The organism is Actinacidiphila oryziradicis, assembly GCF_005047355.1.
Classification (GTDB): domain Bacteria; phylum Actinomycetota; class Actinomycetes; order Streptomycetales; family Streptomycetaceae; genus Actinacidiphila; species Actinacidiphila oryziradicis.
Map to the genome: position 1 here is coordinate 124,845 of NZ_SUMC01000020.1, position 25,682 is coordinate 150,526.

Here is a 25,682-nt window from a genome sequence, read left to right on the forward strand (position 1 = left end):
CACTGATGAATGGACCCAGTCTCACGCACCGGACCCAAGTTTCCATGCCCCGTCCGGATCGCGAGACCAGACCGTTTATTTTGGAGATTTCACGTCATCCGACGTCGAGTCGCAGGAGATCGTCCTCCGTCTCCCGCCGGACGATCACTTTTGCTTCGCCGTCCCTGACCGCTACCACGGGCGGCCGCAGCGCGTGGTTGTAGTTGCTCGCCATCGAGCGGCAGTACGCGCCGGTCGCAGGTACCGCCAGCAGATCGCCGGGCGCCAGGTCGGCGGGGAGGAAGGCGTCCTTGACCACGATGTCACCCGACTCGCAGTGCTTGCCGACCACCCGCGCCAGCATCGGCTCGGCGTCCGAGGTACGGGAGACCAGCGCGACGCTGTACTCGGCGTCGTAGAGCGCGGTACGGATGTTGTCAGACATGCCGCCGTCCACGCTGACGTAGGTACGGAGGCCGTCCAGCCGCTTGATCGTCCCGGCCTCGTAGAGCGTGAACGCGGTCGGACCGACGATCGCCCGGCCCGGCTCGACCGACAGCCGCGGCTCGGTCAGCCGGGCGGCGGCGCACTCGCGGGAGACGATCTCGCGGAGCGACTTGGCGATCTCCCGTGGCTCGCGCGGGTCGTCGTCGGCGGTGTACGCGATGCCGAGGCCACCGCCGAGGTCGATCTCGGGGAGCTCGATGCCGTGCTCGTCGCGGATCTCCTTCAGCAGGTCGACAACGCGGTGGGCAGCCACCTCGAAGCCGGAGGTGTCGAAGATCTGGGAGCCGATGTGCGAGTGGATGCCGATCAGCTCCAGGCTGTCGAGCTTCAGCACCCTGCGCACCGCCTCGGCCGCGACGCCGCCACTCAGCGCGAGGCCGAACTTCTGGTCCTCATGGGCGGTGGCGATGAACTCATGGGTGTGCGCCTCGACGCCCACCGTGACCCGGATCTGGACCGGCTGGCGGCGGCCGAGCTTCCGCGCGATGTGCGCGACCCGGACGATCTCCTCGAAGGAGTCCAGGACGATCCGCCCGACGCCTTCACCCACCGCCCTTTCGATCTCCTCGGTGGACTTGTTGTTGCCGTGCAACGCGATCCGGTCGGCGGGCATCCCGCCGGACAGCGCCACCGCCAGCTCCCCGGCGGAGCAGACGTCGAGATTCATCCCCTCCTCCTGCAGCCAGCGGACCACCGCCCGGGAAAGGAAGGCCTTGCCCGCGTAGAAGACATCAGCGCCGGTGCCGAAGGCCTCCTTCCAGGCGCGGCAGCGGGCCCGGAAGTCGGCCTCGTCGAGAATGTAGGCGGGGGTGCCGAACTCCTCGGCCAGATGGCGTACGTCCAGACCGCCGACGACCGCGGCGCCGTCCGCGTTACGCGTGACCGTGCGGGCCCAGATGCGCGGGTCGAGGGCGTTCAGATCGGCGGCCGGCGCCGTGTAGTGCCCCTCGGGCATTACGTCGGCGTGGCGGGGCCCGGCGGGGTGGGCGGAACGACTCATGGTGCTGTCTCTCTCCTCAGAGATGTGCTGGCGCGCTGATGCCGAGCAGGGTCAGGCCGTTGGCGAGCACCGTCCCGGCCGCTTCGGCGAGGCGGAGTCGGGACCGGTGGACGGCCGAGGGTTTCTCGTCCTGCTCGTCGCCCCGGGGAAGCGCGGGGCACTCGTCGTGGAAGCGGAAGAAGGCGTCCGCCGTACGCTCCAGGTGCCGCGCCACCCGGTCGGGAGCACGGCGCCGGGCGGCGGCTTCCACCACGCGGGGGAAGTCGGCGATCAGGCCGAGCAGATCCGTCTCGGCGGGGTGGGTGTACTCGGCGTCGTCGCCGGTTGTCGTGGTCGTGATCGCCTCGATGCCCAGGTCGTGGGCGTTGCGGAGAAGAGCCCGGGTGCGGGCGTACGCGTACCGGACGCGGAACAGGGGGTTGGCCGCCCGTTGCATGAGCAGCGCGGCGCGGGCGGCGGCGTCCAACTGCGGGGCGTCCTCGGCGGGGGGCCTCAGCAGCGCCCACTGCGTGGCGTCCTCGCCGAGGGTACGCAGCAGCTCCTCGCGGGGCACTCCGGCGGGGTGCGCGTTCACCCTTTCGGGTGCGCTTTCGGGCGCGGGGGCGCCTTGGGGGGCGACTTGGGGTGCGCCCACCCTCGCCCCGCACGCCCGCAGCAGGCGGTTCGCCGCTTCCGCGATGGCTGCCTCGCGCGGCTCGCCGTCGTGCACCACGGTGGCCCGCACCCTCCGGAGGCCGTCGCCGTGGCCGTACTCCTCGCCGCGCCGGAGCACTCCGCGCACGGCGTCCCCGTACGAAGCCGTATCCAGCGTGATGTTCAGGAACCCCGGCTCCGCGATCTCCACCCGCGCGATCCCGGGCGCCGCCACCAGCCGCTCCCGCAGGATCTCCGCCACCTGCCGCGGCGGCCGACACGCCGGACCCGCAAGCTGCAACGCCACATTGGTCGCGTAATCGCCGCACCCCGGGCGTGGCGGCCGCTGCACCACAATCCGCTCCGGCACCGCCACACTGAGCTCTTCCGCCTCCACGGCATGGCGTACCGTGCGCAGCACGGTACGGGAAAGCTCTGCGGGGGTCACGCGGTCAAGCCTAGGCGAGAAGCCGGGTACCCTCGCGACCGGGTTTCAGCTGCCGGACGCCGTCGCCGTCTGGTCCTCCGTCTGGTCCTCCGCCGCCGCCCGCCGCACCAGCGCCCCCACCATCCTCACCAGTTCCGCCGGCTCGAACGGCTTCGCCAAAAACGCGTCCGCCCCCACCGCAGCCCCCTGCTCCGCCTCCACCTGCGTGCACGCACTGATGATCGCTATCCCGATATGCCGCGTCCGCGGATCCGCCCGCAACCGCGCCGCCGTCCGGATCCCGTCCAGCCTCGGCATCATCACATCCAGCGTCACCACATCCGGACGCGCCCTCTGCACCACATCCAGGCACTCGGCACCGTCAGCGGCGGTCACCACCTCGAAGCCCTCCAGCTCGAGGTTGACCCTGATCAGCTGCCGGATGACCTTGTTGTCGTCCACAACAAGCACCCGGCCGGACATGCCCGGCACATCTCGAAGAGTAGGGGTGCCCTATCGCATCCGTCCGCGTTTTGCCTACTTCTTCCCCAAGAGAGGCACGTTTCCGCGACCATCGCACCCCCTCTCCACCCCATCCGCTCCCCTCCCCCGCACGAGCTGCCCCGCCCCAAAAACCCCGTACACGTACCCCCTCCACGAGCTGGTAGTGTTTCACCCGTCGCCGCCAGTGCGGACGACACGCCCCCGTAGCTCAGGGGATAGAGCAACGGCCTCCGGAGCCGTGTGCGCAGGTTCGAATCCTGCCGGGGGCACCTTGTACGAGGTGCCGAAAGACCCCGCCACCAGCTGTGATGCTGAGTGCGGGGTCTTTGCGTGTGCGCAGGCGGATGCCGCCGGATGCAGGCCCATGACAGTGATCACGTTGCAATAGCGTGTTGATCTTGGAGGGCTTCGCGGCAGGTCAGTGGCCGTTTCACCATCCACTGGACGTACCGAACACCACCAGCACAACCCAATCCATCAGCTTCCGCGAACCGGTGATCATCTTCAGAAGCTAGCCCGAGACCCTGCGCCCGCCATGTAGCGTTGTCTTCATGAGGGGGACGCGGACGAGGGGCATTACAAGCAGCCGAGCCTGCTCGCGACCTCGTTCCTGCATGCGCGAGCGGGCGCGAACTGGCCCGTAACCGTTTGGTGGCGCGACGAGAAGGGCCGATCCGGGCACCTGTCCTTCCACGACGTCAGAGCAATCGTCGAGATGGCGCACAACTCAGTTCGCCCGTTCATCCAGGAGGCGGCTCCCACTGCCGTGGGTGACGGGCAACACCGCGTGGGTGCTCTGTATCGAGCAGCCTGGCTCGTACGGGAGGCAGACGCTCTGCGTAAGCGCGAACGCGCCCAGTCCTCGGGAACACAGCGCTACTTGGTGCCCGTGCGAGTGCGGCCGGGGCCCGCAATCAGGCGATCTGCAGGGCGATCGGCATCGTCGTCTCCCTGGCCGGCCTGCGCGCCAAGGACGGCGGGACGTCCTACGGGAGATCTCCCAGCACACCGACATCAAGATGCGCCACGTCGCCGAACTCATCGTGGAATGGGCCCAGACGGGACACCTCGCGAGCGATACCCGCCACAAGCTGGAACGCAGCATGGCGACGCGCACGATCCTGCGCCCCGAACCCGGCTGACCGGTGCTCAGCCCCTCGCGCCGTCGTCAGGAGCGCGCGAGCCGGGCCGCGAGATAGGGCGCGGTGGCGCTGCGGCGGGCCCTCGCCACCTTGGCCGGCGGGCCCGCCGCGACCACCCGCCCGCCCGCGTCGCCGCCGCCCGGCCCGAGGTCGATGACCCAGTCGGCGGTGGAGATGGTGTCGAGGTCGTGCTCGACGAGGACGACCGTGTTGCCGGCGTCAACGAGCCGGTGCAGCTGTCGCAGCAGCAGCGCGATGTCCGAGGGATGCAGCCCCGCCGTCGGCTCGTCGAGCAGGTAGAGCGCGTGCCCGCGGCGGGCTCGCTGCAGTTCGGTGGCCAGTTTGATGCGTTGCGCCTCACCACCGCTGAGTTCCGTCGCGGGCTGCCCCAGCCGCAGATACCCCAGTCCCACCTCGCGCAACGTCTCCAGACTGCGGGAGGCGGCCGGGACGGCGGACAAGAACTCGGCGGCGGCGTCGACGGACAGCCCCAGCACTTCCGCGATGTTCTTGCCGCGGTAGGTGACTTCCAGCGTTTCGGCGTTGTACCGGGCGCCCTGGCAGGTCGGGCACGGCGCATAGGTGCCGGGCAGGAACAGCAGTTCCACCGCGACGAATCCTTCGCCCTGGCAGGTCTCGCACCGCCCTTCGGGCACGTTGAAGGAGAACCGCCCGGCCGAGTAGCCGCGCGCCCTGGCCTCGTCCGTCCCCGCGTACAGCTTGCGCACCGCGTCGAACATCCCCGTGTACGTGGCCAGGTTGGACCGGGGAGTTCGGCCGATGGGCCGTTGGTCGACCCGGACCAGCCGGTCGAACGACTCGACCCCCGACGCGTCCTGGACGTCGACTTCCAGCTGCGCCTCGTCGGGCTCCTCGGGTACGAGTCCGAGGTGGCCGCGGACGACCTCGGCGAGCACCTGCGTCACCAGCGTCGACTTTCCGGAACCGGACACGCCCGTCACCGCCGTCAGTACGCAGAGCGGTACGTCGACGGACACGTTGTGCAGATTGTGGCGGGAGACGCCGCTCAGGTGCAGCCAGCCGTGCGGTGTGCGCGGGCGGTGATCGAGCGGCTGGGCGCGCCCGAACAGGTACTGGCTCGTGGCCGACTCCCCGACCCGCTCAAGACCGGCGACCGGGCCGCTGTACAGCACGCGTCCGCCGTCCTCGCCCGCGCCGGGGCCGATGTCGACCACCCAGTCCGCCCGCCGTACGACGTCCATGTCGTGCTCCACGACGAACAGCGAATTGCCCGCCGCCTTGAGGCGGTCCAGCACGTCCAGCAGCGGTTCCGCGTCAGCCGGGTGCAGGCCCGCGGAGGGTTCGTCGAGGACGTAGACGACGCCGAACAGCCCCGAGCGCAGCTGGGTGGCGATCCGCAGGCGCTGCGCCTCGCCGGGCGATAGGGTCGTCGAGCGGCGCCCGAGGCTGAGATATCCGAGGCCCAGGTCGAGCAGTACGTCGACCCGCGCGACCAGATCGCCGCAGATCCGGACCGCGACCTCGGTCGTCTCCCCGGATCGGGCGGTCGACGTGGTGGCGTCGGCCTCGGACCGCCCCGCGACGGGCCGCAGCAGCGCCACGACCTCGGTGAGCGGCATCGCGTTGATCTCGGCGATGGAACGTCCGGCGAAGGTCACGGCGAGCGCCTCGGGCCGCAGTCCGCTGCCGTGACACTCGGGGCAGGGCACACTCCTGACGAACCGGAGCGCCCGTTCGCGCATCTTCTCGCTCTTGGAGTCGGCGAGGACGTGCATGACGTGCTTGCGGGCGCTCCAGAACTTGCCCTGGTAGCCGTAGTCGACGCGGTCCTCCTCCGGCTCGATGTACACGGAGGGCTGCTCGTCCGTGTACAGCAGCCAGTCCCGGTCCTTCTTCCTGAGCCTGCGCCACGGTCGGTCGATGTCGATCCCCAGGCCGCTCACGACACTGCGCAGGTTGGCGCCCTGCCAGGCGCCCGGCCAGGCGGCGATCGCCCCCTCGCGGATGCTCAGCGAGGGGTCCGGGACGAGCAGGTCCTCGGCGACGTCGTGCACGACGCCCAGTCCGTGGCACTCCGGGCAGGCGCCGGCCGCGGTGTTGGGTGAGAACGACTCGGCCTCCAGCCGTGCGGCCCCGGGCGGATAGGTGCCGGCGCGGGAGTACAGCATGCGCAGCAGATTGGACAGCGTGGTGATGGTGCCGACCGTCGAGCGCGAGCTGGGCGACCCGCGTCGCTGCTGCAGGGCCACGGCCGGTGGCAGTCCGGTGATTTCCTGCACGTGCGGTGCGCCGACCTGTTGCAACAGCCTTCGGGCGTACGGTGCTACGGACTCGAAGTAGCGCCGTTGGGCCTCCGCGTAGAGCGTGCCGAACGCGAGCGAGGACTTGCCCGAACCGGAGACGCCGGTGAAGGCGACCATCGCGTCCCGCGGAACGTCGACATCGATGTTCCGCAGGTTGTTCTCACTGGCGCCCCGGACGTGCACGAAGGGGTCGGTCGCGTCCTTGTTCACCGTTCCTGATTACCTGATCGCGCCGGGAACCGCGCGACAGGCGCCGTCACCGGGCCTCGCTCACACCAGCGTCCGGAGTATCCCGGATCCATTTTCGATACACGGCCTAGTTCGGCCGGCGGGTGTCGATCTTCGCGGCCCACGAGGTGAGCCCCGTGATGCCGCTGCGGCGGCGGCGCTCCTCAGCCTCCAAGAGGGCGCAGGAATGATGGGCCACGAGGCGGACCACCCGTTCGTCCGCCCCCTCCTCGTCTCGGAGGAACCGGGCCCCGTCCAGCGGGTGAAAGCCAGTGGCAGCGATGCTCGGCGAGTATCCGATGTCGTGCAGCACGGCGGCTGCTTCCAGCAACTCCGCATCGTCGCCAAGGATCGCCCCCAGGGAACGAGCGCGCTTGGCGACCCCGAGGGAGTGCGCCCACCGGCGCGGCAGCGGATCGGACAGCAAGGCGAAGGCCGCCTCGGACCCAATGGGTCAGCACGAACGCTGACCCACGACATCCCCCTCGTACGACGGCCCCTCTCTGTCAAAGTGCGATGAGTCGGGTAAAGCGACCGATTCATTCAGTCGAGGGCGGAGAAAGAGGAGTGCCCGAAGTGGCCAGCACTAACGACCACCAGGCCCCGGATCCGCAGGTAGAACCCCGTTCCACCGCGCCCCGCCGGTATTCGGCGGCATACAAGGCGAAGATCCTTGCCGAGTACGAGACCTTGGACAAGCAGGACAAGGGCGCCCTGCTGCGCCGCGAAGGCCTGTACCCGTCGCTGATCACGAACTGGCGTCAGCAGCGGGCCAAGGGCGCCGAGGCCGCACTCGCCGCACCCTCGGGGCGGCAGAAGGCCGATCCGAGGGAGAAGAAGATCGCCCGGCTGAAAAGCCAAGTTGCCTGGCTGGAGAACGAGTTGGGCAAGGCCCGCACCGTGATCGAGGTGCAGGGAAAGCTCTCCGCGCTGCTCGACCAACTCGCCACGGACAGCGCCACGAGGAACGGCGAGACCACCTGACCATCCCCGCGGACGCGGACACGGGACTGGATCCGGCGGCGCCGACAGCCGAGCAGACCTCAGTGACCGTCCGGTTGTAGTTCGCGTCGATAGGGTCAAGCCACGGCACAGACGATGCTGGTCGGACGCTTCCTCACCGAGTACTACCTGCTGGTCGCCGGCTGGGCCGTATGGGTGCGACATCGTCGAGCAGTGGCCAGACGGTCCCCACGACGCCGCGCCGGACCGCAACGAGATGACCGAGACCCTCCGGCGCGCCAACCGGAGCGCAAGCACAGCGGTACCCGACCCGCACAGCCCCTCGCGCGAGGGAAGCCCGCACTAACCAACCGGCACACCAGACCGGACGGCTCATGCGGGCCGGGACGCGGCACCACTCAGATCCTCCGTAACGTTCACCCAACGCATGTATGCATTGTATCTTGGTAACATACAAAGCACACAAGGAGGACGCCTCACATGTCTGTGACACAGATCGAACTCGATGATGAAGCACTGGCCGACGCCATGCGCCTGCTGGGCACCAAGACAAAGAAGGACACGGTCAACACCGCCCTGCGCAATGTCGTGGCCGGACTCAAGGCCCTCGAAGCCTTTGACCGGCTCGCCGCACGGGGCGCACAGGGCGAGTTCGACCAGGCCGCCGAGGCACACGCCGCCGCGAAGCGCGCCCGGGAAGAGGTATGGGCTCAGTGACATATCTGCTCGACACCTCCGCCCTGTGGTACCTGCTGCGCAATGCGGGGACGCGACAGACGTGGGCGGGCCACATCCAGGCCAGGGCGTTCTTCATCGCCGAGCCGACCCGCGCCGAGTTCCTGTATTCCGCTACCGGCCCTACGCACCGGGACGAGCTGGCCGAGGATCTCGACGCGTTGTGTCGTCCCGCCCCGGTACCCAAGACGGCGTGGCGGTGGGTGGACACCGCGCAGTACAAACTCACCCAGGCCGGGCAGCACCGCAGCGCGGGAGCCCCCGACCTACTCCTGTGCGCTACCGCTGCCCACCACGGTCACACCGTCCTGCACGTCGACAACGACTTCGTAGCCGTGGCCTCTGTCCTCAAGGACGTGCAGCAGCGGGACGTCCGCACCTGACGCCATCCCAAAATTGCGGACCTGCCTCCAGGCGCCTTTCCTGGGACATCGAGTCCTCCCGCTCGGCCGGCTCGGTCAGGGCCGACAACGCAAACCACAGCCCGGGATCGGGCCACGATTGCGCCGCTCGCCGCGATCGTCTCGGCCCACTCAAGGTCTTCGCGCACACCCTCCTCGGAGTGATCGCCGTCGATGACGATGACCCCGTACTCACGGTCCGAAACCGCGGTGCGGACCTCCGGGTCGTTGGAGAAGCCGGCTGACCTCGGCGTCGGCCGGGACGAGTGCCTGGACAGACCACACGGGGGGTGCGGAATACGGCTCCAGCGCCGCCGGGGGCTCCGCGCGGTCGTGGGCACCCTCACCCCGGCCGGGGGCTGCGGCTGCACCACCTCGCCCGGGCGGCGGCCCGCGACCAGATCAACGCCTTCACACGGGACAACGGCGGCGCCTTCGACGCGTGGGTCGACTTCGACGCCGCGGTCCGCAACCCCGCAGACCCGGAGGCGATGCTCCCGCAGTACGACTGCGGCGACCACCTGCACCCCAACGGGGCCGGATACCAGGCCATGGCCGACGCCATCGGCCTAGACCGGCTCTGAGCGACCGGGCCCCGGCCCCCAAACCCGACTGGCCTCAGGTGTTGTTGCGTCTGGCGACAGCAGTCGCGTCGAGGCAGAACGCCTGGGGCACCCCGATAACGCGGACACAGGGTCGCGGCGGCAGCAAGGGGCATCCTGTCGGCCGGGGACAGGCGGGGCGCCGGAAACCTGAACCCAGCGAGGAGCTGGTCGAGGTTCCGGGGAGCGGGGACAGGGAGCAGACTGCGGGTTCCGGGCCGGTCTGCCGAGGTAGGTAGTGTGGACGGTGTCCTACCCCCGCTTGCCCGGGTCGGCGCACAGCCCTCCGCTCTGCCGGGATATCGCGGCGGAGCAGTGGTGTGATGGCACCGTGAGCCGCGCCGCAGAGGAGACCAACCGCCGCATGCTTCGGGCACGGGATGCGATGGACCGCGCCTACGCGCAGCCGCTGGACGTCCCGGCCCTGGCCCGGATCGCCCATGTGTCGCAGGCGCACTTCACGCGCACCTTCCGGGCCACGTTCGGCGAGACGCCGCACCGCTACCTGCAGCGCCGCCGTGTCGAGCGTGCGATGTCCCTGCTACGGGAGACCGACCACAGTGTGACGGACATCTGCTTCGAAGTCGGCTTCGGCAGCCCGGGAACCTTCAGCCGCACGTTCCGCGGCATCGTCGGCCGGTCGCCGAGGACGTACCGCAAGGAAGCGGCGGCCACGAGCGTACCGACGTGCTTCACGATGACATGGATGCGGCCGAGCGCCTGACCGTCCGCACTGCCCGTACCGTCCGCCGGCTGAGCAGTTTTGGATAAGTTTTCGTCCGGCTTGCCCAGTAGCGTGATGCACATGTTCAACGCCATCACGCATTCGCAGATATACGTCCTCGACCAGGACGAGGCCCTCGACTTCTACGTCGGCAAGCTCGGCCTGGAGGTCAACGCCGACGTCGACATGGGCTTCATGCGCTGGCTGACCGTCAGCGTCCCCGGCCACCCGGAGCGCCAGGTCCTGCTGGAGAAGCCGGGCTCTCCGTCGATGTCCGAGGAGACGACACAGCAGCTCCGCGAGCTGGTGACCAAGGGCGCGACGGGTGGCTGGCTCATCTTCACCACGGACGACTGCCGCAAGACGTACGAGACGCTGCTGGGCCGGGGCGTCGAGTTCACCGAGGAACCCACCGATCGCCCGTACGGAACCGACTGCGGCCTCCGCGACCCCTTCGGCAACCACATCCGCTTCACCCAGCCGAGTGCCTGACCTCGGTCTTGCAAGACGGCTCGCCGGCTTGGCCGACGGGCCGTTTTGCTTGCCCGGGCTGGGTGTACCCGACCTGTACGCGGCGGAGTTGTTCCGGCGGTTGGTGCCGGAGACGCCGGTCGTGCGCCGGCAGGGTGGTGGCCAGCACCTCACGGTCCCCGTACCGGCGCTCCACCGCGGCGGCTAAAAGGCGCCGACGACCTTGAACACCTGGTTGACGAACACATGGTGCGGCCATGCCGTGCCGATGTTGTGGACCTCGTACTCGCCGTTGCTCAGCTTCACAACACGGTCGACGACGCCCCCCGAATAGGCGGAGGCCAGCGAAGCTTCCGTCGCCTTACTCGCTGCCGTTCCGATAACGAGCGTCCCGTCCCCTTCAGTGTAATTCGCCGGGATCTGACCGACCTTCTTTGACACGGCCTTTGAACCCTGCTTGAAGGGGATCGCCGAGGAAGTCGCAGATCCGCCAGTCGGTTGCACGATGACCTGCGTGGCCGTGATGGTCGTACTGCTGGTCCACCCAAGTACGAGGATGGGCGCGCCTTTTGTAATGGCACTCGCCGAGGTCGAACTCGTCCCCTTCTGGTAAGTCGTGGAGGACGCCTCGTCGACGTTCACCTTCTGACCCGTTGATGTCGACACTGTGAAGGTCGTCTTGGACGTGCTGGCCACCGTGCCCCGCACTCCCCCTGGGGCCGGTCCAGACCGAGCGTTGGATCCCCCGCCGGCGGCACCGGGACCGCCAGGGAAGCCGCTCGCTCCGGGCATGTGGCGCCCTGCTGATGCCGAGGGGGACGCGGCTGATGCCGAGGGGGATGTGCCTGATGCCGAGGGGGACGCGGAGCAACCGGCGGAAAGTCCGATCACCGCAGACATCAGCGCGGCGGCCCCGATCCATCCACCTCTGCTGTTCGACAGCAGTCGCCGTGCGGCGCCGCCTGAACTTCCGGCAACCAGCGGCCCTGACGTCGCGCTCGTCTCTTGCGCGCTTGTCGGGTCGTAATTCTTCACGATGGCGTTCTCCTACTCAGTTCTCTCGATCCGGTAGCGGGATCGACATCCGGGCAGCGGGATCCGTGCGGGACACAACCGTTGGGATGCTCCCCGTAGGTGCACCGGGGGTCAAGATGCGGTGGCACCTTCTCATTAACTCGCAGGCAGTTCTCAGTAATTTGATGAGATTTCACAGGATCAGCCTCGTCCTGCAAATCTCACAGACTTCTATCCCCCACCAAGCCGTCGACGCCGTACGCCAGGCCCTGGCAGCCGAACGCCCCGGGCTCACCCGCCTGTGCCCGGCGGAGGTGCCGTCCACGCCTCGGCGTCGGGCTTGGGCTTCGCCCGTCCAAGACCTCCAGGTCGGGGCACCGCGCGACGTGGCGCCGGGCACCCGGTGGGTCAGGCGTGTGGACGGCCGACTTGGAGCACGGCCTTGAGATCGCCCGCCGGATCCGTACCGGCACCTTCACGGTCAACAGCGCACCCATCGGCTTCGACGGCCCGTTCGGCGGCTACAAGAGCAGCGGCACCGGGCACCGGACGTCTCCAGCTCCAGGGAACGCCGGTGTCGGACTCGCGCACGGCAGAGGAGCGAAGGTAGGCGTACGTCTGATCCCGCGGATTGGCCACCGCACCAGCAGGCGTGGCACCAGGCTGATGTCATGGCGTACAGGCTATGACCCGACGCTGACAGCCCCGCCTCGCCTCGCTTCGCGTGCCGTGCATCGACCAGCGGCACCGAGCTCGTTCCGGCTCAGACTGTCGCTTCGAGGGTCACTTCGATGTTCCCGCGGGTGGCGTTGGAGTACGGGCACACCTGGTGTGTGGTCTCCACGAGCTGGTCGGCCGTGGCCTGCTCCAGGCCGGGCAGGTGCACCGACAGCGTGACCGCCAGCGTGAAGCCTCCGTTGTCCAGATTGAGCAGGCTCACTGTGGAGCTGACGGTCGAATCGGCCAGCTTCACCTTCTGCTGACCTGCTATCAGTCGCAGCCCGTTGTGGAAGCACGCGGCGTAACCGGCGGCGAACAGCTGCTCGGGGTTGGTCTTGTCGCCACCGGGACCGCCCATCTCCTTCGGGACCGCGAGGACCTCGTCGAGCACCCCGTCGGAGGTGCGGACCTCGCCGTTTCGGCCATCGCCGGTCGAGATCGCCTCGGTGGTGTACAGCGTAGACATGGTGTCTCCCATAACTTGTGCCACAGAGCGTGGACAGGTTGTCGTGTGCCGACTGCACCGCGGTTGCGGATTGCGGATTGCGGATTGCGCCGGCCGGTAAAGGGTCGAGAAGAGTGGGATGGCTAGGAAGCCGAAGCCGTTGCCGCGATCGGCTGCTGGTCCGGTGCCGTACCCGCCGGAGGACTCTGTCCGCCGGGGGCGGTGGCCTGGGCCAGCAGGGTCAGCGCGGCCTGGGAGGCCGAACCCGCAGCGGCGGTGACCGCGACGATTCGCTGTCCTTGCGCGTCCGGCACCGGCATGGCCTGCTGGGTGACGTCCATCGGTCCGACCAGGGGATGCCGCATCCGGTAGTTCGCGGTGTCCCAGGCGCGGACCCGGTGTTCGGACCACATGGCGGTGAATTCCGGGCTGTGCACGGTCAGTTCGCCGATCAAAGCGGCCAGCACCGGATCGTCGGGGTGCCGGCCGACAGCCAGGCGCAGTCTCCCCACCACGTCCCTGGCCTTCTTGGGCCAGTCCGCGTACAGCTCGCGGGTGTGGGCGTCCCGGAAGACCAGTCGAGCGGTGTTCGGACGCCGGTCCGGCTGCTCGGAGCTCCTCGGATCGAGGTGCCCGGCGAACAACGCGTGTCCGGTGCGGTTCCACCCCAGCACGTCGCTGCGGCGGCCGAGCACGATGACCGGCGTGTCCCCGAAGGCGTCGATCAGCCGTTTCGTCGTCTCGGTGATGCGCTCGGGTGCCGGCCTACGGATTCGGTCGTTGCCGCCTTTCCGCACGGCGCCGGCGAGGTCGTGCAAATGACGGCGTTCGGTCTCGTCCAGGCGAAACGCCCGGGCGATCGCGTCCAGTACCTCCCTTGACGCGTTGAGTGACAGTCCCTGTTCCAGCCGCGTGTAGTACGACTCGCTCACACCCGCCAGCTGGGCCAGTTCGTCGCGGCGCAGGCCAGGCACTCGCCGCCGCTCGTCGAACATCGGCAATCCGACATCTGCGGGCCGCAGTTGCGCCCGACGCGTCCGCAGGAACCGTCCCAGCTCCGGCTTGCTGTTCATGGAACCGAGTATGGACTCGGGCGGCGGTGGCTACCTGTCCCTGTCAGTGTTACTGTCCGCTCCGCTCGCGGTCAGCCCCACCACCACCCTGCCGCGCCGGCATCGTCGACTCATCGCCCGCGAATGGACATCCGCGCAGCGACGCCGTCCCGGCAGACCCTCCGCCGCGAGATCCTGGACCACACGCTGATGTACAACGATGCCCATGCCATGGCAACGCTGCCCGAGTACGTCCGCCACCACAACGGGCACCGCCCGAGCGGCACAGGCATCGACGAACTCAACCGGTCTCGCGGTAATCGGGGCGATTGTCGTTCACGGCGTGCCGGAATGAGGCAGATTGTCCGGGTCGGTCATCGGCTCGCCACAGCGGAAGTCAGGCCACGCATCGCGCAGGTACCGCGCAAACGGTAGCCACCAGATGAGGTCATTCGTCACCACGAGGATGACCGTGTCCGCCGGCCAGGTGCCGGTGACGATCAGCCAGGCCAGGCCGAGCGGGCCGAGAACCTTGCCGGTGAGCCCGACCGCGGCCACCAGCCAGCCCTGCTCCGGGCGGCGTGCCACGTCGAGATACAGAATCCCGTACAGGCCCAGCACCATGCCGAGGCAGGCGAAGATCTGAGGGGTGTTGCTCTGCGGTAGCCCGGTCAGCCGGAAGAACCACTGCGGGTCCACGACGGCGTAGGCGCCCCAGAGGATGTTGTATATCCCGGCGGCGCGGAATACGGCTCGATGAGCCGGCCGGTGTTTCATTCGGTCGGGCCGGCGGGGCTCATGGCTGCCGGGTCCCCCGACGCCGACGGCAACGGCCAGCGCGCGCTGCGTCGCGGAAAGCCCGCGACCGCGTAGGCATCCCGCAGCGCCGACACGAGGGTCCCCGCAGCCAGTGCGGTCAGCACGAGCCGGTAGGCCAACGGCGCATCCACCGGCTCGAAGCGCAGGCCGATCAGGGTATAGCCACCCACCGTCGCCGCGTCCGCACCACTGAACGGCACCAGCCCCAGCTCCCCCACCAACGTCTGTTCGACCCGTTCGACCCGATCGACCACACCCTAGAGGAGAAAATGCGACGTCTCGGAGACTCGCCAAAACGCTTGCCCTCGAGTGGAGTTCCCCCGGTGAACGTCGCCTGCCGGCTGGATCGTCAGGCGGCCCGATGTGCCGGGTCGCGTCATGCCCACAGGGCCTGGGCCAGGGCCGCTCCGGTGAACGCCGCGCCGAGTCCGGCGACCACGCTGGCCACGACGTTGGCCGCCGCGAAGAAGCCGGCGCCTTCCTCGGTCAGGCGCAGCGTCTCGTAGGAGAAGGTGGAGTACGTCGTCAGGGCGCCGCACAGCCCGGTGCCGACCAGCAGCTGCACCTGAGAGGAGGCCGCGCCGGCGGTGACCGCGCCGGTGAGCAGGCCCAGGATGAGGCAGCCGACGACGTTGACGGTGAAGGTGCCCCAGGGGAAGACGGTGTCGTGCTTGGACTGGACGGTACGGTCGGTGAGGTAGCGTAGCGGGGCCCCGACCATCGCGCCGATGATCACCAGCAGCCAGTTCACAGTGCTCCTCTGTCCCGGGCGAAGGCCTTCGCCGACGAGTTCGTCCCCTTGAGGATCGTCCCGCGAAGTGCCGTACCGGTCAGTCTCATCGCTGCGCCCTCCACCTGATGACGCGGCGGGTCAGCGTCGCCGCGATCCACACCGCCGCGAGCGCGGCCAGCATCGTCCCGGCCAGATAGGCGAGTCCGGTGCGGGCGTGGCCGCTGTTGACGAGTTTCTGGATGTCCACGGCGTAGGTGGAGAAGGTGGTGAAGCCGCCCAGTACGCCGGTGCCGAAGAAGGGGCGTACGAGTCGGTGCGCCGCCCACACGTCGGTGATCACGACCATGAAGACGCCGATGACCGCGCAGCCGATCGCGTTCACGATCAGGGTGGCCCAGGGGAAGGTGCCCGGCGTGGTCGGCCACTGCAGCGAGGCCCCGTAGCGGGCGCAGGCCCCCACCGCGCCGCCGAGGGCCACCGCCGCGATGACCGGCACCTGTCCGTGCCGCAGCTCGCGCCGCTGGGCGGGGATGTGGAGATCCACATCAGGATCGGTGGGTCCGTTCACGGTCCGGGGCCGGGCCTCCCCCATGCACGCCTCCTACTCGCCGTGCACCCGGTATCCGTGGTCCGGGCGCGCTCCATCGCAAGTAGGGACCGTTGGCGGCGTCCTCACCGCGGTTCGGGTACGGGCGGGCCCCACCGCCGCGCGGCGTCCGAAGATCGCCGCTGACGGCCAGCCTACATGGGCCATTGTCCGGCCGCCCGGCCAGCGGTTGTAGCACCTCTCGGCGGGCGGGACACCGAAGTTTGTACGGCGAGATGGGGCTCGCCAAGACCGGTGAGGCCCTGGTGCTGTTGCCGGAGCCCGTACGGCCGGGAGCCGAGGTACGGGCCTGGCCCGTCGCCGTGGTCCACATGGCGAGCACGGCCGCCGCGCCGACGAGGTGGTGTGCGTGGCCGAAGCGCCCTGCTTCACCGGCCTCGCGGACATCCCCGACCGGGCCGTTTGCACGCCGTGCCCAAGGCATGCGCGGCGGCCCTCGCCCGGCTCGCACCGGGTTCGCTGTCCGAGGCGCACCACGCCTTCCCGCAATTGACCGGGTGCCTGGAGTGAGCCCGTCGGCCGGTAGAGGTAGCGTCGGTGGGGTGCTGCTTGTCACCGATAGCCGGATCAGTCGCCTGGTGGAGCTTCCCGCCCGGCGCGGTGGTCTGCTGCGAATGCGCGTCCATCTGCCGTGCGCCAAGGGCGTTGTGGGCATCGCCGAGGTGCGTACGCTCCTGGTCGGCGACGTACTGCTGCGGGCCGTCGAGGCGAACGGCGTGCAGGTGGTCCATGAAATCGTGCACCCGGAGCTGCCACCCGAGCAGGCCAAAGCGCTCGATCGCGCCGTAACTGCGCTCGGGATCCATCGGCCCGCCGATGCCGTGGGCTCCGCGCAGGTGCACGTGTTCGGCGAAAAGCAGGGGCAGACTCCCACCGAAGGCATCTGGATTGAAGTGGGCCCGGTCCGGCAGAGCGTTGCGGACATCCCGGGGCTCGATGAGGGGGACGGTGCCGACCCTCTGGTCACCCGGCTGGCGCTGCTCAGTCACGCCTACGGCCGGCCGTTCGCCCTGACGGCCCAGCGGCTCGCCGATGCGGAACGCACGCTCCGGCAGTGGCGGCACCGCGTGGCCGAATGGGCCCGTGCACCCTCCAGGCCGATCCCCGACGACATCCGACGGCAGGCCCGCGCCACCCTCGCCGAGGACCTGGGGACCCCCGCACTGCTGGGCGTGCTGCGCGGGGTCGAGGCCGCGCCGGAGATGGCGGAGGGCGCGAAGTTCGAGACCTTCGCCCATCTGGACCGCGTCCTGGGCCTGGAACTCATCCGTGACGTGGGACGGGGCTAGACCATGGAAGCGATCGCCCCCGCCCGGCTGGTCGTCCTGCGGCACGCCAAGTCCGCCCGGCCGCCGGACGTGGACGATCATGAGCGGCCGCTCGCCGGACGTGGCCGCCGGGACGCCCCGGCCGCCGGTGGGTGGCTGTACGGGGCCGGCTGCGTGCCCGACCTCGTCGTATGTTCCAGCGCCCGCCGCACCCGTGAGACATGGGAGCTGGTCGCGGTGGAACTCGGTGGTGCCGCGCCACCGGTGGTCTTCGAACCACAGGTGTACGAGGCGTCCGCCGCCGCGCTGCTCGCTGTCGTACGGGAAACGCCCGAGGAGCGGCGGACGCTGCTGCTGATCGGGCACCAGCCCGGGGTGCAGGAGCTGGTGCTGTCGCTGGCGGGCGACGCGGACGGGGATGCGCTGACACGGGCACGGGAGAAGTTCCCGACGTCCGGGATCGCGGTGCTGGCGCTGCCGGGCGCCTGGGTGAATCTCGCCCCCGGCAGCGCGGTGCTCACCGATTTCGCCGTGCCGCGCGGCTGGAAGCAGTGACGAACCCGTCCGAGACACGCGCAGAGCACGCCTGTGCAACGGGCTCCGCGACCGCACACCTGATCTGCGCGGCCCGGCGCGCGGATGCGCGATCCTGGAGACATGGAAATCGAGGTCCTGGTCGTGCTGGACTGCCCGAACGCCGAGACCGCCGCCGAGCGGCTGCGGCGGGCGCTCGACGACGCCGGGCTGCACGACACCGGCTTCACCACACGCGTGATCGCCGACCAGGCGGAGGCCGAGCGGACCGGCTTCACCGGCTCCCCGACCATCCTCCTTGACGGGTACGACCCGTTCGCCGAGCCCGGCCGCCCGCCGGGGCTGGCCTGCCGGGTCTACCGCACACCGGACGGCCCGGCGGGCGCCCCCGACCTCGGCCGCCTGCGGCAGGCGATCACGGACGCCGCGGGCGAGGCGGACCGCTGAGCCCTCCGCAGCGGCCCCGGTCCGGCTGCCTTTGACCTTCGAGCCGGGTCGAGAAGGTCCACCGCACCGGCGACGAGGGCTGCCCCGGCCGGATGTCCGCCGAAGCCGTGCCGGTGCACTGGCGGTCGATCTCCATGACGGTGCCGTGTCACGCCCTCGATCACCGCGGCGGCCTCGGACCGGCGCGACCGGCGGCCATCGCCGATCGCGGAGATCGACAAGCTCATCGAGGGCCGGTTTCGCACTTGACCCGGTCTCGCATTGCACCAGCGATCACTGATCGGACGGACGCAGCGCGGCTTGGGTGAGGACTCCCGCCGTGTGGACGGCGCTGGCGATGGCGTCTTCCGGGTCCAGCCGGCACAGGTCGGTCAGGCAGAAGAGAGCTTCGGCGCTGACGACAATGGCCAGGTCGCGCTTGAGCTGTGGCAGGGCCGCCGGGCCTGCGGCTTCAAAAGCATCGGCCACAGGGGCGAGCGCCTCGTCGATCAGGCCGAAGCGCAAGCCAGGACGGGCCGTGGCCTCGGGGGGCCGGGTGATGGTCGCCGCGATCATGGCGCGGACCACCGCCTGATAGGTCAGGACGTGGCGCAGCAGGTACTCCGCGGCGGCGGCGACCCGCTCTACCGGGTCGCGGGAGTCCGCCACCGACTCGAGCGCTTCCGCCGGGGCGAACAGTTGCCCGGCCATGGCCTCCTGGAGCAGGCTGGCCAGGTCGGGGAAGTACCGGTAGGCGGTGGCCTCGGACACCAGCGCCGCCTTGGCCACCTCGGGCATGGTCACCTCGCTGCCGGCCCGGATCAGCTCCGTCGCGGCGCGCACGATGGCGTCGTGGGTGCGCCGCTTCTGGTTGGCGCGCCCGGTCGTCGTGCTCGATGTCATCGCTCCGCCCTTCCATGTGGAACAAAATAGCAAGTCCACCCCAATGATGAGAGTTGACTTGCAAGTATAACGCGAGTGAACTACTCTTATTAGAGCATACTCTCGTTAATGGAGTGATCATGAGTGAAGTTTCGGTCGTCGCCCCGGACGGCGGCGAGCTGGTGGAGCTGGGACCGGCCCGGGTGCGGATCCTGGAGGACGGCGGCACGACCGCGCACCGCCTCGGCATCGGCGAGATCACGCTCGCCCCGCACAGCGAAGGCCCGCCCCAGCACCGGCACGCGCAGCACGACGAGGGCTTCTATGTGGTGTCCGGCGCCGCCAGGTTCACCGTCGGGCAGACCGTGTACGAGGCGCCCAAGGGCACGCTCGTGATGATTCCGCCCGGCGCCCCGCACACCTTCGCCAACCCGGGCGATGAGCCGGTCGTCCTGCTCAACACCTTTACCCCGGATCTGTACGTGCAGTACTTCCGGGATCTGCGGGACACCCTCGCGAGCAGCCACGAGATGACCGCCGATGCGACCGTCGAGGCGACCGTGGAGGTGATGAGCCGCTACGGGACCACTGCGGCCACCGACTTCGCGTAGCCCGCACGCTCCGGGCCCGGCCCGAGGGGCCGCGTCCTGACGCTCACAGCCAACCGCGGCGGACCGCCATCACCGCGGCCTGGAAGCGGGTGGAGGCGCCGAGTTCGCTCATCAGACCATGAATGCGGCGCTGTGTGGTGCGCGGGCTCCAGCCCTGGGTGCGGGCGATGGCCGCGTCCGTCAGGCCGGATGTGAGCATGGCCAGCAGGGCCTTCGTGCCGGGCTCGGACTGCTGGGAGTGCCCTGATCCGCTGGGGACCTTCGTGACGTCCGCGCCGGGCCGCGGTACGGCGTCCCACAGCGGCACCGCCCGCGCCCACTCGGCCTCGAACAGCGCCTCCAGGGCCGAGAGTATCGGTGAGCGGTGGATCAGATAGGCCGCGGAGTGACCGCCCGGCGTGAGGCTGAACGGGATGATCGCGGAGCGGTTGTCGCTGATCACCAGCTTCAGCGGCAACTCGGCTCGGAACCGGGCCTGTTCGCCGGTGTGGACGCCAGGCAGGATGTCGTCGTGGAGCCGCCCCGGCCAGGCCACCGCCGCGCGGTCGTAGATCACCCGGTGGACGACGCCGGTGCGCTGCCGCTGCACCTGCGCTTCGAGGTTGCTGCCCGGGCGGTCGACGTACGGCGGGCGGTCGAAACCGCGTACCTCGCGGCGGGCGTCGGCGGTCAGCCGGTGCGCCGCCGCGCTGATGTCATCCCGGTCGGTGAGCAGTTCCATGGCGATGTCCGGATGGCTGATCCGGTTCGCCTCCCGGTGCGCCTCCGCCAGGCAAAGAGACGCTGGCCCGGTGGCAACGCCTGACCGGCGATGCCCAGCCATGGTCACGCACGGTTACCCATACTGTCCACCCCGCGCACCCGTACGCTGACACAGTGTAGTGACCGCCAGCCCAGGGCTCCTCCTCGGACATGCCGCACTCAGCGGCCGCTTCGTGGTGGGGCCGGCGACTCGCGTGCCCTATGAGTTTCCGTACACCGCACGAGGTTGGCTGGTCCCGTGGGACGCTAGTCGGGCTCGAGAAATGAACGGACACTTGAGGTGATCACGAAGCCAGACTTGCCCGTTATCGGCCTATACGAAGCATTATGGCAGATGCTAACATTTTAACGCTCGGAATGTGCTACACAGAGGTAGGCGGTCAATCACGGACGGTCTTCATGCACACCAGGGGAGAGTGATCATGAGCCAGCCCAAATCTCTGTCAGTGCTTTTGTTGAACTTATTTTCGCAGAAATACCCCGCCATAGGTGAGAGTCACGGCCTCTCCGTCGTCGCTGGGGCCTTACGGGAGAGCTTCGGCGACGAGCTTGCCGAGCTCTACGTCATGGACATGGTCGCACAAGGGAACGAAAGCCTGGACCAGGCAGTCCGAATGATTCGCGAGAATGGCGTCAATGTCCTGGTGGTAGGCGTTCCCTACGGCACCTATCAGATACTCGCGGATCATTTCGCAGAACTCCAGGAATCCATTTCCGGGCGAGACGCTCTTGTGGTCTTCGGCGGCGCCCTTCCCACATACCTGGGAAGCCGCATCCTCAAGGAAATCTCGCGCGAGGCATTCATCATCCAGGGGGAAGCGGAAGCCGCCCTTCCATTGCTCATCAAAGCTTGGTCCTGCGGTGGCGACACAGCATCGATCCCCAATCTTCTCCACCTCGATCCCGAATCGGGTGAAGAAGTGTGGCACCCACGCCGTCTGGTGAATCTCGACGATCACGGCCTGCCATACCGCGATCATCTGCCGGGAATTCATCAGGTAGGCGGACAGATATTTGTCGAGACGAGCCGGGGCTGCTCATGGTCGTCCTGCACATTCTGCTTACGTGGCCTTACGGATATCTCCGGAAGATCCACCGAATACCGCAGGCGAAGCCCTGACCTGGTACTGCAGGACATCTCCACGCTCCTGGATCTCGGGATCTCCGAAGTGACTTTCGCCGATGAGGACTTCCTGGGGACATCCCTTGATGAAGTCGAGGAGTTTGTGCGCGCGCTTGCGCCCCGCTTACCCGGGTCCATGGATTTCGGGGCCAGCTGTACGGTTCACTCGGTGTACAGCCGCAGGGACGACAAGGAGACGGATCAGCGCCGCCAGGAATTATTACAGCTCCTGGTCAAATCTGGGCTGAAACGGGTATTTCTCGGGGTCGAGTCCTGTTCACCCAGCCAACTCAAGCGATACGCCAAGGGGCACACGCGTGAGGAATCGCTGCTTGCCATGCGACGGCTCCAGGAACTTGGCGTCCGCGTTGAAGTCGGAGTGATCCTTCTGGACCCGCTGTGCACCCTCGACGAGGTGGAAGAGAGCCTGGAATTCATGTCGGAAACCGGCATGGTGCAGGTTGCATCCGGTCTGAGCAACGAATTGCGCTTACAGAATTCCTCGACTTACCTTCGGATGGTGCATCGATATCAACAGGAAAATTCCGTCACGCTAATCAATGGCGAGATGGATGCCGATACCCTCTCCTTTCCCTATCGTTTCGCGGACAGCCGCGTAGGAGAGTTGTCTCGACAGGTTTCAAAGTGGTCAGCGCGCGTCCACCCCGTGTATTACCCGGCGAAGAATCTGAGTCGATTCGGTAAGGCTGGGGTGCTGAGAGCCTCCGAGGCCGGCCTCGCCTTGAGGGCCGAAATCGAAGAGTTTCGTTTGCAGTACGCCAAGGCAACCGTGGCTGCTATACAAGAATTACGGAGGGACGGAGATCCGGGCCCCGTGCTCGGCCGGATAATCCAGCCATCCCTGGCTAGGCTTGCCAGCCAATTGCAATCTGCGCTACTGTCGGCCGACGAATCCGTGCGGAACCACCCAGTGGTTTTACGTGCATTGGCAGACAGTAGGAATCTGCCACCCGAAGCCCCGTAAGTAGTATCATCCAAGGAGCGTGTGAAATCAATACCGACCGGATGCTCGAATGCATGGCAGAGCTGCATACACTGACCAAGCTGCCCAGGATCGGATGGATCATGGCCGGCGTTCCGGAGCCGGAATCAGTGTCGGACCACTGCTTCGAAACAGCGATCATCGCCTACATCCTTGCCCAGCAGCTCGATGAGCCTGTGGACATGGGCAAGGTACTCGCGATGGCCCTCTTCCATGAAGTCGGGGAGGTTCGTCTCACCGACCTTCCCAGGCGCTCCAGTCCCTACGTCAAGGAATTCAAACGAGAGGCAGAGACGCAGGCTTCACGCGACATTCTGCATGGCGTCGCCGAAAACGTGCTCCCGCTGTTGCAGGAGATGCACGAGTTGAAGACGGTCGAAGCCAGGCTCGTCGAGGCGGCGGAGGAGCTGCAGATCATCACGGCCGCAATGTATTACGCCAAAGAGAATCGTGGTGACATCTCGGAGTATCGGCGCGACGCGGCAAAGTACGACGCTCTGGGGATCGAACCTGCTCGAGCAGTGGCGGATGTCGTCAAAAAACGACTGGGTGAATATCTGGGTGATCGACCGTACTGGGAGCTTGGATACAGCAGGAACGCCACACTTCCAGACACCGAGTAGGGAACCGCATCTCCGTGTACGACGCCTTCATCAGCTACAGCGAGTCGGACAGCGTCTGGGCGGAGACGCTCTATCGGCGGCTACGGCGCTTCCGCATACAGGAGCGGGCGATCAGTCTCTTCTTCGCACCCACTACCATCGCGGCAGGGCAGTCCATTCCCAGGGTTCTCAGCCAAGGGCTGAGCAGCAGCCATCGCATGCTTGCCGTCGTCACTCCCGAATGGCTCGCATCGGAGTGGGCTCGACTGGAGCACGAGGTCTCCCTGTGGTCGGATCCAGGTGCATCGGACGGGCACCTAATACCCCTACTGCTCAAGGATGCGGCTCTCCCTCCAACTCTCGCTCGGCTGAAGTATGTTGACTTCAGGGATCCAGATAACTTTGAAGTTGGACTGCGCCGCACGGTCGAAACTATTCGGTCCGGTGCTGCTCGACAATACTGGGAGGCGGCCGACAAAAATGACAGAGAAACTGCCCTCAATGCACCGCTACTTCCTTGGATGGGCCCGAGCGGCCCAAGCTTCGACTTCCTTTGGCCTGAAATGTTCGTAGACCCGCCAATCGCCCTGCGCCGGCATCCAGGTCCCGAAGGCCGGCTGTCTACCTGGCTCGCAGGTGACCATCGGTCCGCCCGCCGGACGTATGCAATTCTGGGTGAGCCCGGCTCTGGGAAGTCGACGGCCCTCCGTAGCATGCTTCTGAATGGTGGAACTCGCCTACCAGCCCGCCGCACGCTTGTCCATGCTCGCGATCTCGTCCAACGGCAGGATGTGCTCGAACGCAGGTCCAGCGAATCGAGCAGGGACGGCTTCGCCATTCTCGTGGACGGGCTGGACGAGGCTGGGTCCGCCTCGTTCGATCAGGTGGCTGCGGCATTGACACGCCTGAGTAATGACCACACGACTATCGTGATTGCCTCTCGCGGAGATTTCTTCGAGCGGAACTTCTCTCTCCTGCAGACCAATGACCTGGAGTTGCACGAGGTTCTCGAAATGAAGGCCTGGAACGTATCCGACGTTGTGGACTTCAGCGAGAAATACGCCGAGCGGTTGGGTGACCCCGGTGTCGCCCGGGCCATCAGGGGAGTTCTGGATACTATTCCTGGCGCAGACAGGATGATCAGCAACCCCATGCGGCTCACCCTACTGCTGTATTTGCTGGCCGTAGGTGCGGCCGTGGATGCCATCACTATGCGCGAACCTTTCATCCTGTATCGCCTGTTCTACGATCAGTGGATCAAAAAAGAAAAGCAGCGCAGAACCACTTCGCTTGATTTCGACACAATCAAGCACGCGCACATGAGACTTGCCAGATGGCTCTACGAAAACCGTGGCTCCGTCGGCGCCTCTCCAGACGTTCTTCGTGAACCAGGAAGTAGATCTCAGGCTACTGACAAACTGATCCAAGACTCTGCGTTCGCCGATCTGCTGACGTTTCAAGAGGGCTTAGACGGACAGCCTCGTATTTTGAGCTTCCGTCACGAGACAATCGGTGAATTTCTCATCGCCCAGGACATCCTGGATTCCTTCCGGGTGGGTGGTAGTGCAATCGACAAGGGTCTGCGCATCACTGTTGCCGACGACGTCAATCGGTTTGTCCGCAGCGGTATGAATGACCTTTCCGGGCCGTCGGTCGCAGAGGTCCTCGACAACCTGACCGCTCGCTACCGGAAACTTCTTCCCCCTTCTCCACCGAGGGACGACGACAGGACCGTCGACGTCTCCGAAAGAGTTCGTGAGCAGATCCTTTATTACGTCGGCCGTCTACCACTGCACGACTGCCCTGACATTCTCAGGCAGGCCTACCGTGACGAGACCAGTGCCCTGAATCGCCGTTCGGCTGCACTCGGTGCGATAGTACAAGGTGACTCGGTAATCGAAACTGCCTACTTGGAGCGATTGCACGACCCCGCTGAAGATCTTCTGAATCGTTCGGTTCAATTGGTCTACTTCGGAGATGTCCGGGCAGACATGCATTCATATGTCGACCGCGGTGGCGACTGGTCCCGAGTCAGAGCAGAGATCTACAAACGGCTGGGCACATCCACTCCGCGCGAAGACAGGCTACGGTGGTGGGACCTGCGGACGTTGCGCTCACTCTATCGTAGCCGGGGTTATCGAGATTCCCTCACCGATCGGGAAGTGGAGATCCTTAATGCGCTCCCGCAGCTTTTTTCTGTCGATTCAGACAGGGGCCGGGCGATGGCTCAGGAGTTGGCTGACCTGCGTGGAGAACTAGGGATTCCCGAACGCTAGTGTCTCGTGATCCTGCAGTCGTTACTTTGATCGATGGGGCTCGTTGGTTCTGGCATGGAGCTCTCTGTGGAACAGATCGCTGAGTTGCGGGAGTTGGTGAACAGTCGCGACGTGCCGGCTGTCGTGGCGACGCGAGCGCGGATCGTGCTGTGGTCGGGTGAGGGGCGGCGGCGCAAGGATGTTGCCGAACTGGCCGGGGTTTCC

At 67.3% G+C, this 25,682-nt stretch carries 27 protein-coding genes, 1 tRNA gene and 3 pseudogenes; 16 read left to right on the forward strand and 15 right to left on the reverse strand.

Going from position 1 to position 25,682, the window contains the following annotated elements:
• Positions 1–94 precede the first annotated feature (94 nt).
• From lysA to FCI23_RS21540, 3 genes are read right to left on the reverse strand one after another with little or no spacing between them, the layout of a single operon-like run.
• A complete protein-coding gene (gene lysA, locus FCI23_RS21530; RefSeq protein WP_136725568.1) occupies positions 95–1,486 on the reverse strand; it encodes a diaminopimelate decarboxylase in 1,392 nt (463 codons plus the stop codon).
• A gap of 16 nt (positions 1,487–1,502) precedes the next feature.
• Positions 1,503–2,567 (reverse strand): ArgS-related anticodon-binding protein NrtL, encoded by a 1,065-nt coding sequence (gene nrtL / locus FCI23_RS21535; RefSeq protein WP_136725569.1) that lies wholly within the window; start codon positions 2,565–2,567, stop codon positions 1,503–1,505.
• A gap of 45 nt (positions 2,568–2,612) precedes the next feature.
• A complete protein-coding gene (locus tag FCI23_RS21540; RefSeq protein ID WP_136725603.1) occupies positions 2,613–3,029 on the reverse strand; it encodes a response regulator transcription factor in 417 nt (138 codons plus the stop codon).
• 218 nt (positions 3,030–3,247) lie between these two features.
• Here FCI23_RS21540 and FCI23_RS21545 point away from each other — a divergent pair.
• Together FCI23_RS21545 and FCI23_RS62405 are read left to right on the forward strand one after the other, a co-directional pair.
• Positions 3,248–3,319, forward strand: a tRNA-Arg gene (locus FCI23_RS21545).
• 750 nt (positions 3,320–4,069) lie between these two features.
• A complete protein-coding gene (locus tag FCI23_RS62405) occupies positions 4,070–4,192 on the forward strand; it encodes a hypothetical protein (RefSeq protein ID WP_265737759.1) in 123 nt (40 codons plus the stop codon).
• A 26-nt stretch (positions 4,193–4,218) separates the two neighbouring features.
• On the opposite strand, the gene uvrA is transcribed toward FCI23_RS62405, so the two are convergent.
• A complete protein-coding gene (uvrA, locus tag FCI23_RS21550) occupies positions 4,219–6,687 on the reverse strand; it encodes an excinuclease ABC subunit UvrA (RefSeq protein WP_136725570.1) in 2,469 nt (822 codons plus the stop codon).
• Between the two features lie 166 nt (positions 6,688–6,853).
• Positions 6,854–7,156, reverse strand: a pseudogene (locus FCI23_RS21555) (HD domain-containing protein); the annotation flags it as partial.
• 125 nt (positions 7,157–7,281) lie between these two features.
• Here FCI23_RS21555 and FCI23_RS58325 point away from each other — a divergent pair.
• The 3 genes from FCI23_RS58325 to FCI23_RS21570 all read left to right on the forward strand — a co-directional run bounded on the left by FCI23_RS58325 (position 7,282) and on the right by FCI23_RS21570 (position 8,786).
• Positions 7,282–7,689, forward strand: coding sequence for a transposase (locus FCI23_RS58325; RefSeq protein WP_211265425.1), 408 nt, complete (start codon positions 7,282–7,284; stop codon positions 7,687–7,689).
• Positions 7,690–8,148: 459 nt separating this feature from the next.
• Positions 8,149–8,385, forward strand: a complete 237-nt coding sequence (locus tag FCI23_RS21565; protein WP_136725571.1) for a type II toxin-antitoxin system VapB family antitoxin — start codon at positions 8,149–8,151, stop codon at positions 8,383–8,385.
• Positions 8,373–8,786 carry a PIN domain-containing protein gene (locus tag FCI23_RS21570; protein ID WP_136725572.1) on the forward strand — a complete coding sequence of 138 codons (414 nt, stop codon included), beginning with the start codon at positions 8,373–8,375 and terminating at the stop codon, positions 8,784–8,786. Before FCI23_RS21565 ends, FCI23_RS21570 begins: the two co-directional genes overlap by 13 nt.
• A 113-nt stretch (positions 8,787–8,899) precedes the next feature.
• Here FCI23_RS21570 and FCI23_RS59900 read toward each other — a convergent pair.
• Positions 8,900–9,043 (reverse strand): annotated as a pseudogene (locus FCI23_RS59900) (class I SAM-dependent methyltransferase); the annotation flags it as partial.
• Between the two features lie 51 nt (positions 9,044–9,094).
• On the opposite strand from FCI23_RS59900, the gene FCI23_RS21580 reads away from it, so the two are divergent.
• The 3 genes from FCI23_RS21580 to FCI23_RS21590 all read left to right on the forward strand — a co-directional run bounded on the left by FCI23_RS21580 (position 9,095) and on the right by FCI23_RS21590 (position 10,622).
• A complete protein-coding gene (locus FCI23_RS21580; RefSeq protein ID WP_136725573.1) occupies positions 9,095–9,388 on the forward strand; it encodes an SGNH/GDSL hydrolase family protein in 294 nt (97 codons plus the stop codon).
• 349 nt (positions 9,389–9,737) lie between these two features.
• Positions 9,738–10,130 (forward strand): helix-turn-helix domain-containing protein, encoded by a 393-nt coding sequence (locus FCI23_RS21585; RefSeq protein ID WP_211265426.1) that lies wholly within the window; start codon positions 9,738–9,740, stop codon positions 10,128–10,130.
• 81 nt (positions 10,131–10,211) lie between these two features.
• Positions 10,212–10,622: a VOC family protein gene (locus FCI23_RS21590; RefSeq protein ID WP_136725574.1), complete on the forward strand. Its 411-nt coding sequence runs from the start codon at positions 10,212–10,214 to the stop codon at positions 10,620–10,622.
• A 183-nt stretch (positions 10,623–10,805) separates the two neighbouring features.
• On the opposite strand, the gene FCI23_RS21595 is transcribed toward FCI23_RS21590, so the two are convergent.
• Positions 10,806–11,297: a hypothetical protein gene (locus FCI23_RS21595; protein ID WP_136725575.1), complete on the reverse strand. Its 492-nt coding sequence runs from the start codon at positions 11,295–11,297 to the stop codon at positions 10,806–10,808.
• Positions 11,298–12,029: 732 nt separating this feature from the next.
• Between FCI23_RS21595 and FCI23_RS21600 the strand changes: the two are divergent.
• Positions 12,030–12,158: pseudogene (locus tag FCI23_RS21600) on the forward strand (aldehyde dehydrogenase family protein); the annotation flags it as partial.
• 220 nt (positions 12,159–12,378) lie between these two features.
• Here the strand turns inward: FCI23_RS21600 and FCI23_RS21605 are convergent.
• The 6 genes from FCI23_RS21605 to crcB (FCI23_RS21630) all read right to left on the reverse strand — a co-directional run bounded on the left by FCI23_RS21605 (position 12,379) and on the right by crcB (FCI23_RS21630) (position 15,976).
• Positions 12,379–12,801 (reverse strand): organic hydroperoxide resistance protein, encoded by a 423-nt coding sequence (locus FCI23_RS21605; protein ID WP_136725576.1) that lies wholly within the window; start codon positions 12,799–12,801, stop codon positions 12,379–12,381.
• Positions 12,802–12,923: 122 nt separating this feature from the next.
• Entirely contained in the window at positions 12,924–13,853 is a 930-nt protein-coding gene (locus FCI23_RS21610) for a helix-turn-helix transcriptional regulator (RefSeq protein ID WP_136725577.1), read from the reverse strand.
• Between the two features lie 315 nt (positions 13,854–14,168).
• Positions 14,169–14,531 (reverse strand): hypothetical protein, encoded by a 363-nt coding sequence (locus FCI23_RS21615; protein ID WP_211265427.1) that lies wholly within the window; start codon positions 14,529–14,531, stop codon positions 14,169–14,171.
• A gap of 74 nt (positions 14,532–14,605) precedes the next feature.
• Positions 14,606–14,905: a hypothetical protein gene (locus tag FCI23_RS21620; RefSeq protein WP_136725579.1), complete on the reverse strand. Its 300-nt coding sequence runs from the start codon at positions 14,903–14,905 to the stop codon at positions 14,606–14,608.
• 122 nt (positions 14,906–15,027) lie between these two features.
• A complete protein-coding gene (gene crcB, locus FCI23_RS21625; protein WP_136725580.1) occupies positions 15,028–15,402 on the reverse strand; it encodes a fluoride efflux transporter CrcB in 375 nt (124 codons plus the stop codon).
• An 85-nt stretch (positions 15,403–15,487) separates the two neighbouring features.
• The gene (gene crcB / locus FCI23_RS21630; protein ID WP_136725581.1) at positions 15,488–15,976 is read right to left on the reverse strand and encodes a fluoride efflux transporter CrcB; all 489 of its coding nucleotides are present in this window, start codon (positions 15,974–15,976) and stop codon (positions 15,488–15,490) included.
• Positions 15,977–16,533: 557 nt separating this feature from the next.
• Here crcB (FCI23_RS21630) and FCI23_RS21635 point away from each other — a divergent pair.
• From FCI23_RS21635 to FCI23_RS21645, 3 genes are all read left to right on the forward strand, one after another.
• A complete protein-coding gene (locus tag FCI23_RS21635; protein ID WP_136725582.1) occupies positions 16,534–17,280 on the forward strand; it encodes a hypothetical protein in 747 nt (248 codons plus the stop codon).
• Positions 17,281–17,283: 3 nt separating this feature from the next.
• On the forward strand, positions 17,284–17,814 hold the full coding sequence (locus tag FCI23_RS21640; RefSeq protein ID WP_136725583.1) for a SixA phosphatase family protein: 531 nt from the start codon (positions 17,284–17,286) through the stop codon (positions 17,812–17,814).
• A 102-nt stretch (positions 17,815–17,916) separates the two neighbouring features.
• Complete coding sequence (locus tag FCI23_RS21645; protein ID WP_136725584.1) at positions 17,917–18,240, forward strand: hypothetical protein; 324 nt, start codon at positions 17,917–17,919, stop codon at positions 18,238–18,240.
• Between the two features lie 273 nt (positions 18,241–18,513).
• Here the strand turns inward: FCI23_RS21645 and FCI23_RS21650 are convergent, their stop codons facing one another.
• Positions 18,514–19,122 carry a TetR/AcrR family transcriptional regulator gene (locus tag FCI23_RS21650; protein WP_136725585.1) on the reverse strand — a complete coding sequence of 203 codons (609 nt, stop codon included), beginning with the start codon at positions 19,120–19,122 and terminating at the stop codon, positions 18,514–18,516.
• A gap of 119 nt (positions 19,123–19,241) precedes the next feature.
• On the opposite strand from FCI23_RS21650, the gene FCI23_RS21655 reads away from it, so the two are divergent.
• Entirely contained in the window at positions 19,242–19,712 is a 471-nt protein-coding gene (locus tag FCI23_RS21655) for a cupin domain-containing protein (RefSeq protein ID WP_136725586.1), read from the forward strand.
• Between the two features lie 43 nt (positions 19,713–19,755).
• Here the strand turns inward: FCI23_RS21655 and FCI23_RS21660 are convergent, their stop codons facing one another.
• On the reverse strand, positions 19,756–20,433 hold the full coding sequence (locus FCI23_RS21660) for a helix-turn-helix domain-containing protein (RefSeq protein WP_136725587.1): 678 nt from the start codon (positions 20,431–20,433) through the stop codon (positions 19,756–19,758).
• Between the two features lie 463 nt (positions 20,434–20,896).
• Here FCI23_RS21660 and FCI23_RS21665 point away from each other — a divergent pair, with 463 nt between their 5' ends.
• From FCI23_RS21665 to FCI23_RS21675, 3 genes are read left to right on the forward strand one after another with little or no spacing between them, the layout of a single operon-like run.
• The gene (locus tag FCI23_RS21665) at positions 20,897–22,582 is read left to right on the forward strand and encodes a radical SAM protein (RefSeq protein ID WP_136725588.1); all 1,686 of its coding nucleotides are present in this window, start codon (positions 20,897–20,899) and stop codon (positions 22,580–22,582) included.
• Positions 22,583–22,635: 53 nt separating this feature from the next.
• A complete protein-coding gene (locus FCI23_RS21670) occupies positions 22,636–23,223 on the forward strand; it encodes an HD domain-containing protein (protein ID WP_169316873.1) in 588 nt (195 codons plus the stop codon).
• Positions 23,224–23,237: 14 nt separating this feature from the next.
• Positions 23,238–25,478 carry a TIR domain-containing protein gene (locus tag FCI23_RS21675; protein WP_169316874.1) on the forward strand — a complete coding sequence of 747 codons (2,241 nt, stop codon included), beginning with the start codon at positions 23,238–23,240 and terminating at the stop codon, positions 25,476–25,478.
• The last annotated feature ends 204 nt before the right edge of the window (positions 25,479–25,682 follow it).

Excerpts from the sequence above, each read along its gene's own strand:
- lysA (WP_136725568.1), bottom strand. The coding sequence starts at position 1,486 with ATGAGTCGTTCCGCCCACCCCGCCGGGCCCCGCCACGCCGACGTAATG.
- FCI23_RS21540 (WP_136725603.1), bottom strand. The coding sequence starts at position 3,029 with ATGTCCGGCCGGGTGCTTGTTGTGGACGACAACAAGGTCATCCGGCAG.
- FCI23_RS62405 (WP_265737759.1), top strand. The coding sequence starts at position 4,070 with ATGCGCCACGTCGCCGAACTCATCGTGGAATGGGCCCAGACGGGACAC.
- FCI23_RS21565 (WP_136725571.1), top strand. The coding sequence starts at position 8,149 with ATGTCTGTGACACAGATCGAACTCGATGATGAAGCACTGGCCGACGCC.
- FCI23_RS21570 (WP_136725572.1), top strand. The coding sequence starts at position 8,373 with ATGGGCTCAGTGACATATCTGCTCGACACCTCCGCCCTGTGGTACCTG.
- FCI23_RS21590 (WP_136725574.1), top strand. The coding sequence starts at position 10,212 with ATGTTCAACGCCATCACGCATTCGCAGATATACGTCCTCGACCAGGAC.
- FCI23_RS21605 (WP_136725576.1), bottom strand. The coding sequence starts at position 12,801 with ATGTCTACGCTGTACACCACCGAGGCGATCTCGACCGGCGATGGCCGA.
- FCI23_RS21610 (WP_136725577.1), bottom strand. The coding sequence starts at position 13,853 with ATGAACAGCAAGCCGGAGCTGGGACGGTTCCTGCGGACGCGTCGGGCG.
- crcB (WP_136725581.1), bottom strand. The coding sequence starts at position 15,976 with ATGGGGGAGGCCCGGCCCCGGACCGTGAACGGACCCACCGATCCTGAT.
- FCI23_RS21640 (WP_136725583.1), top strand. The coding sequence starts at position 17,284 with ATGGAAGCGATCGCCCCCGCCCGGCTGGTCGTCCTGCGGCACGCCAAG.
- FCI23_RS21645 (WP_136725584.1), top strand. The coding sequence starts at position 17,917 with ATGGAAATCGAGGTCCTGGTCGTGCTGGACTGCCCGAACGCCGAGACC.
- FCI23_RS21650 (WP_136725585.1), bottom strand. The coding sequence starts at position 19,122 with ATGACATCGAGCACGACGACCGGGCGCGCCAACCAGAAGCGGCGCACC.
- FCI23_RS21655 (WP_136725586.1), top strand. The coding sequence starts at position 19,242 with ATGAGTGAAGTTTCGGTCGTCGCCCCGGACGGCGGCGAGCTGGTGGAG.
- FCI23_RS21660 (WP_136725587.1), bottom strand. The coding sequence starts at position 20,433 with ATGGAACTGCTCACCGACCGGGATGACATCAGCGCGGCGGCGCACCGG.
- FCI23_RS21665 (WP_136725588.1), top strand. The coding sequence starts at position 20,897 with ATGAGCCAGCCCAAATCTCTGTCAGTGCTTTTGTTGAACTTATTTTCG.
- FCI23_RS21670 (WP_169316873.1), top strand. The coding sequence starts at position 22,636 with ATGGCAGAGCTGCATACACTGACCAAGCTGCCCAGGATCGGATGGATC.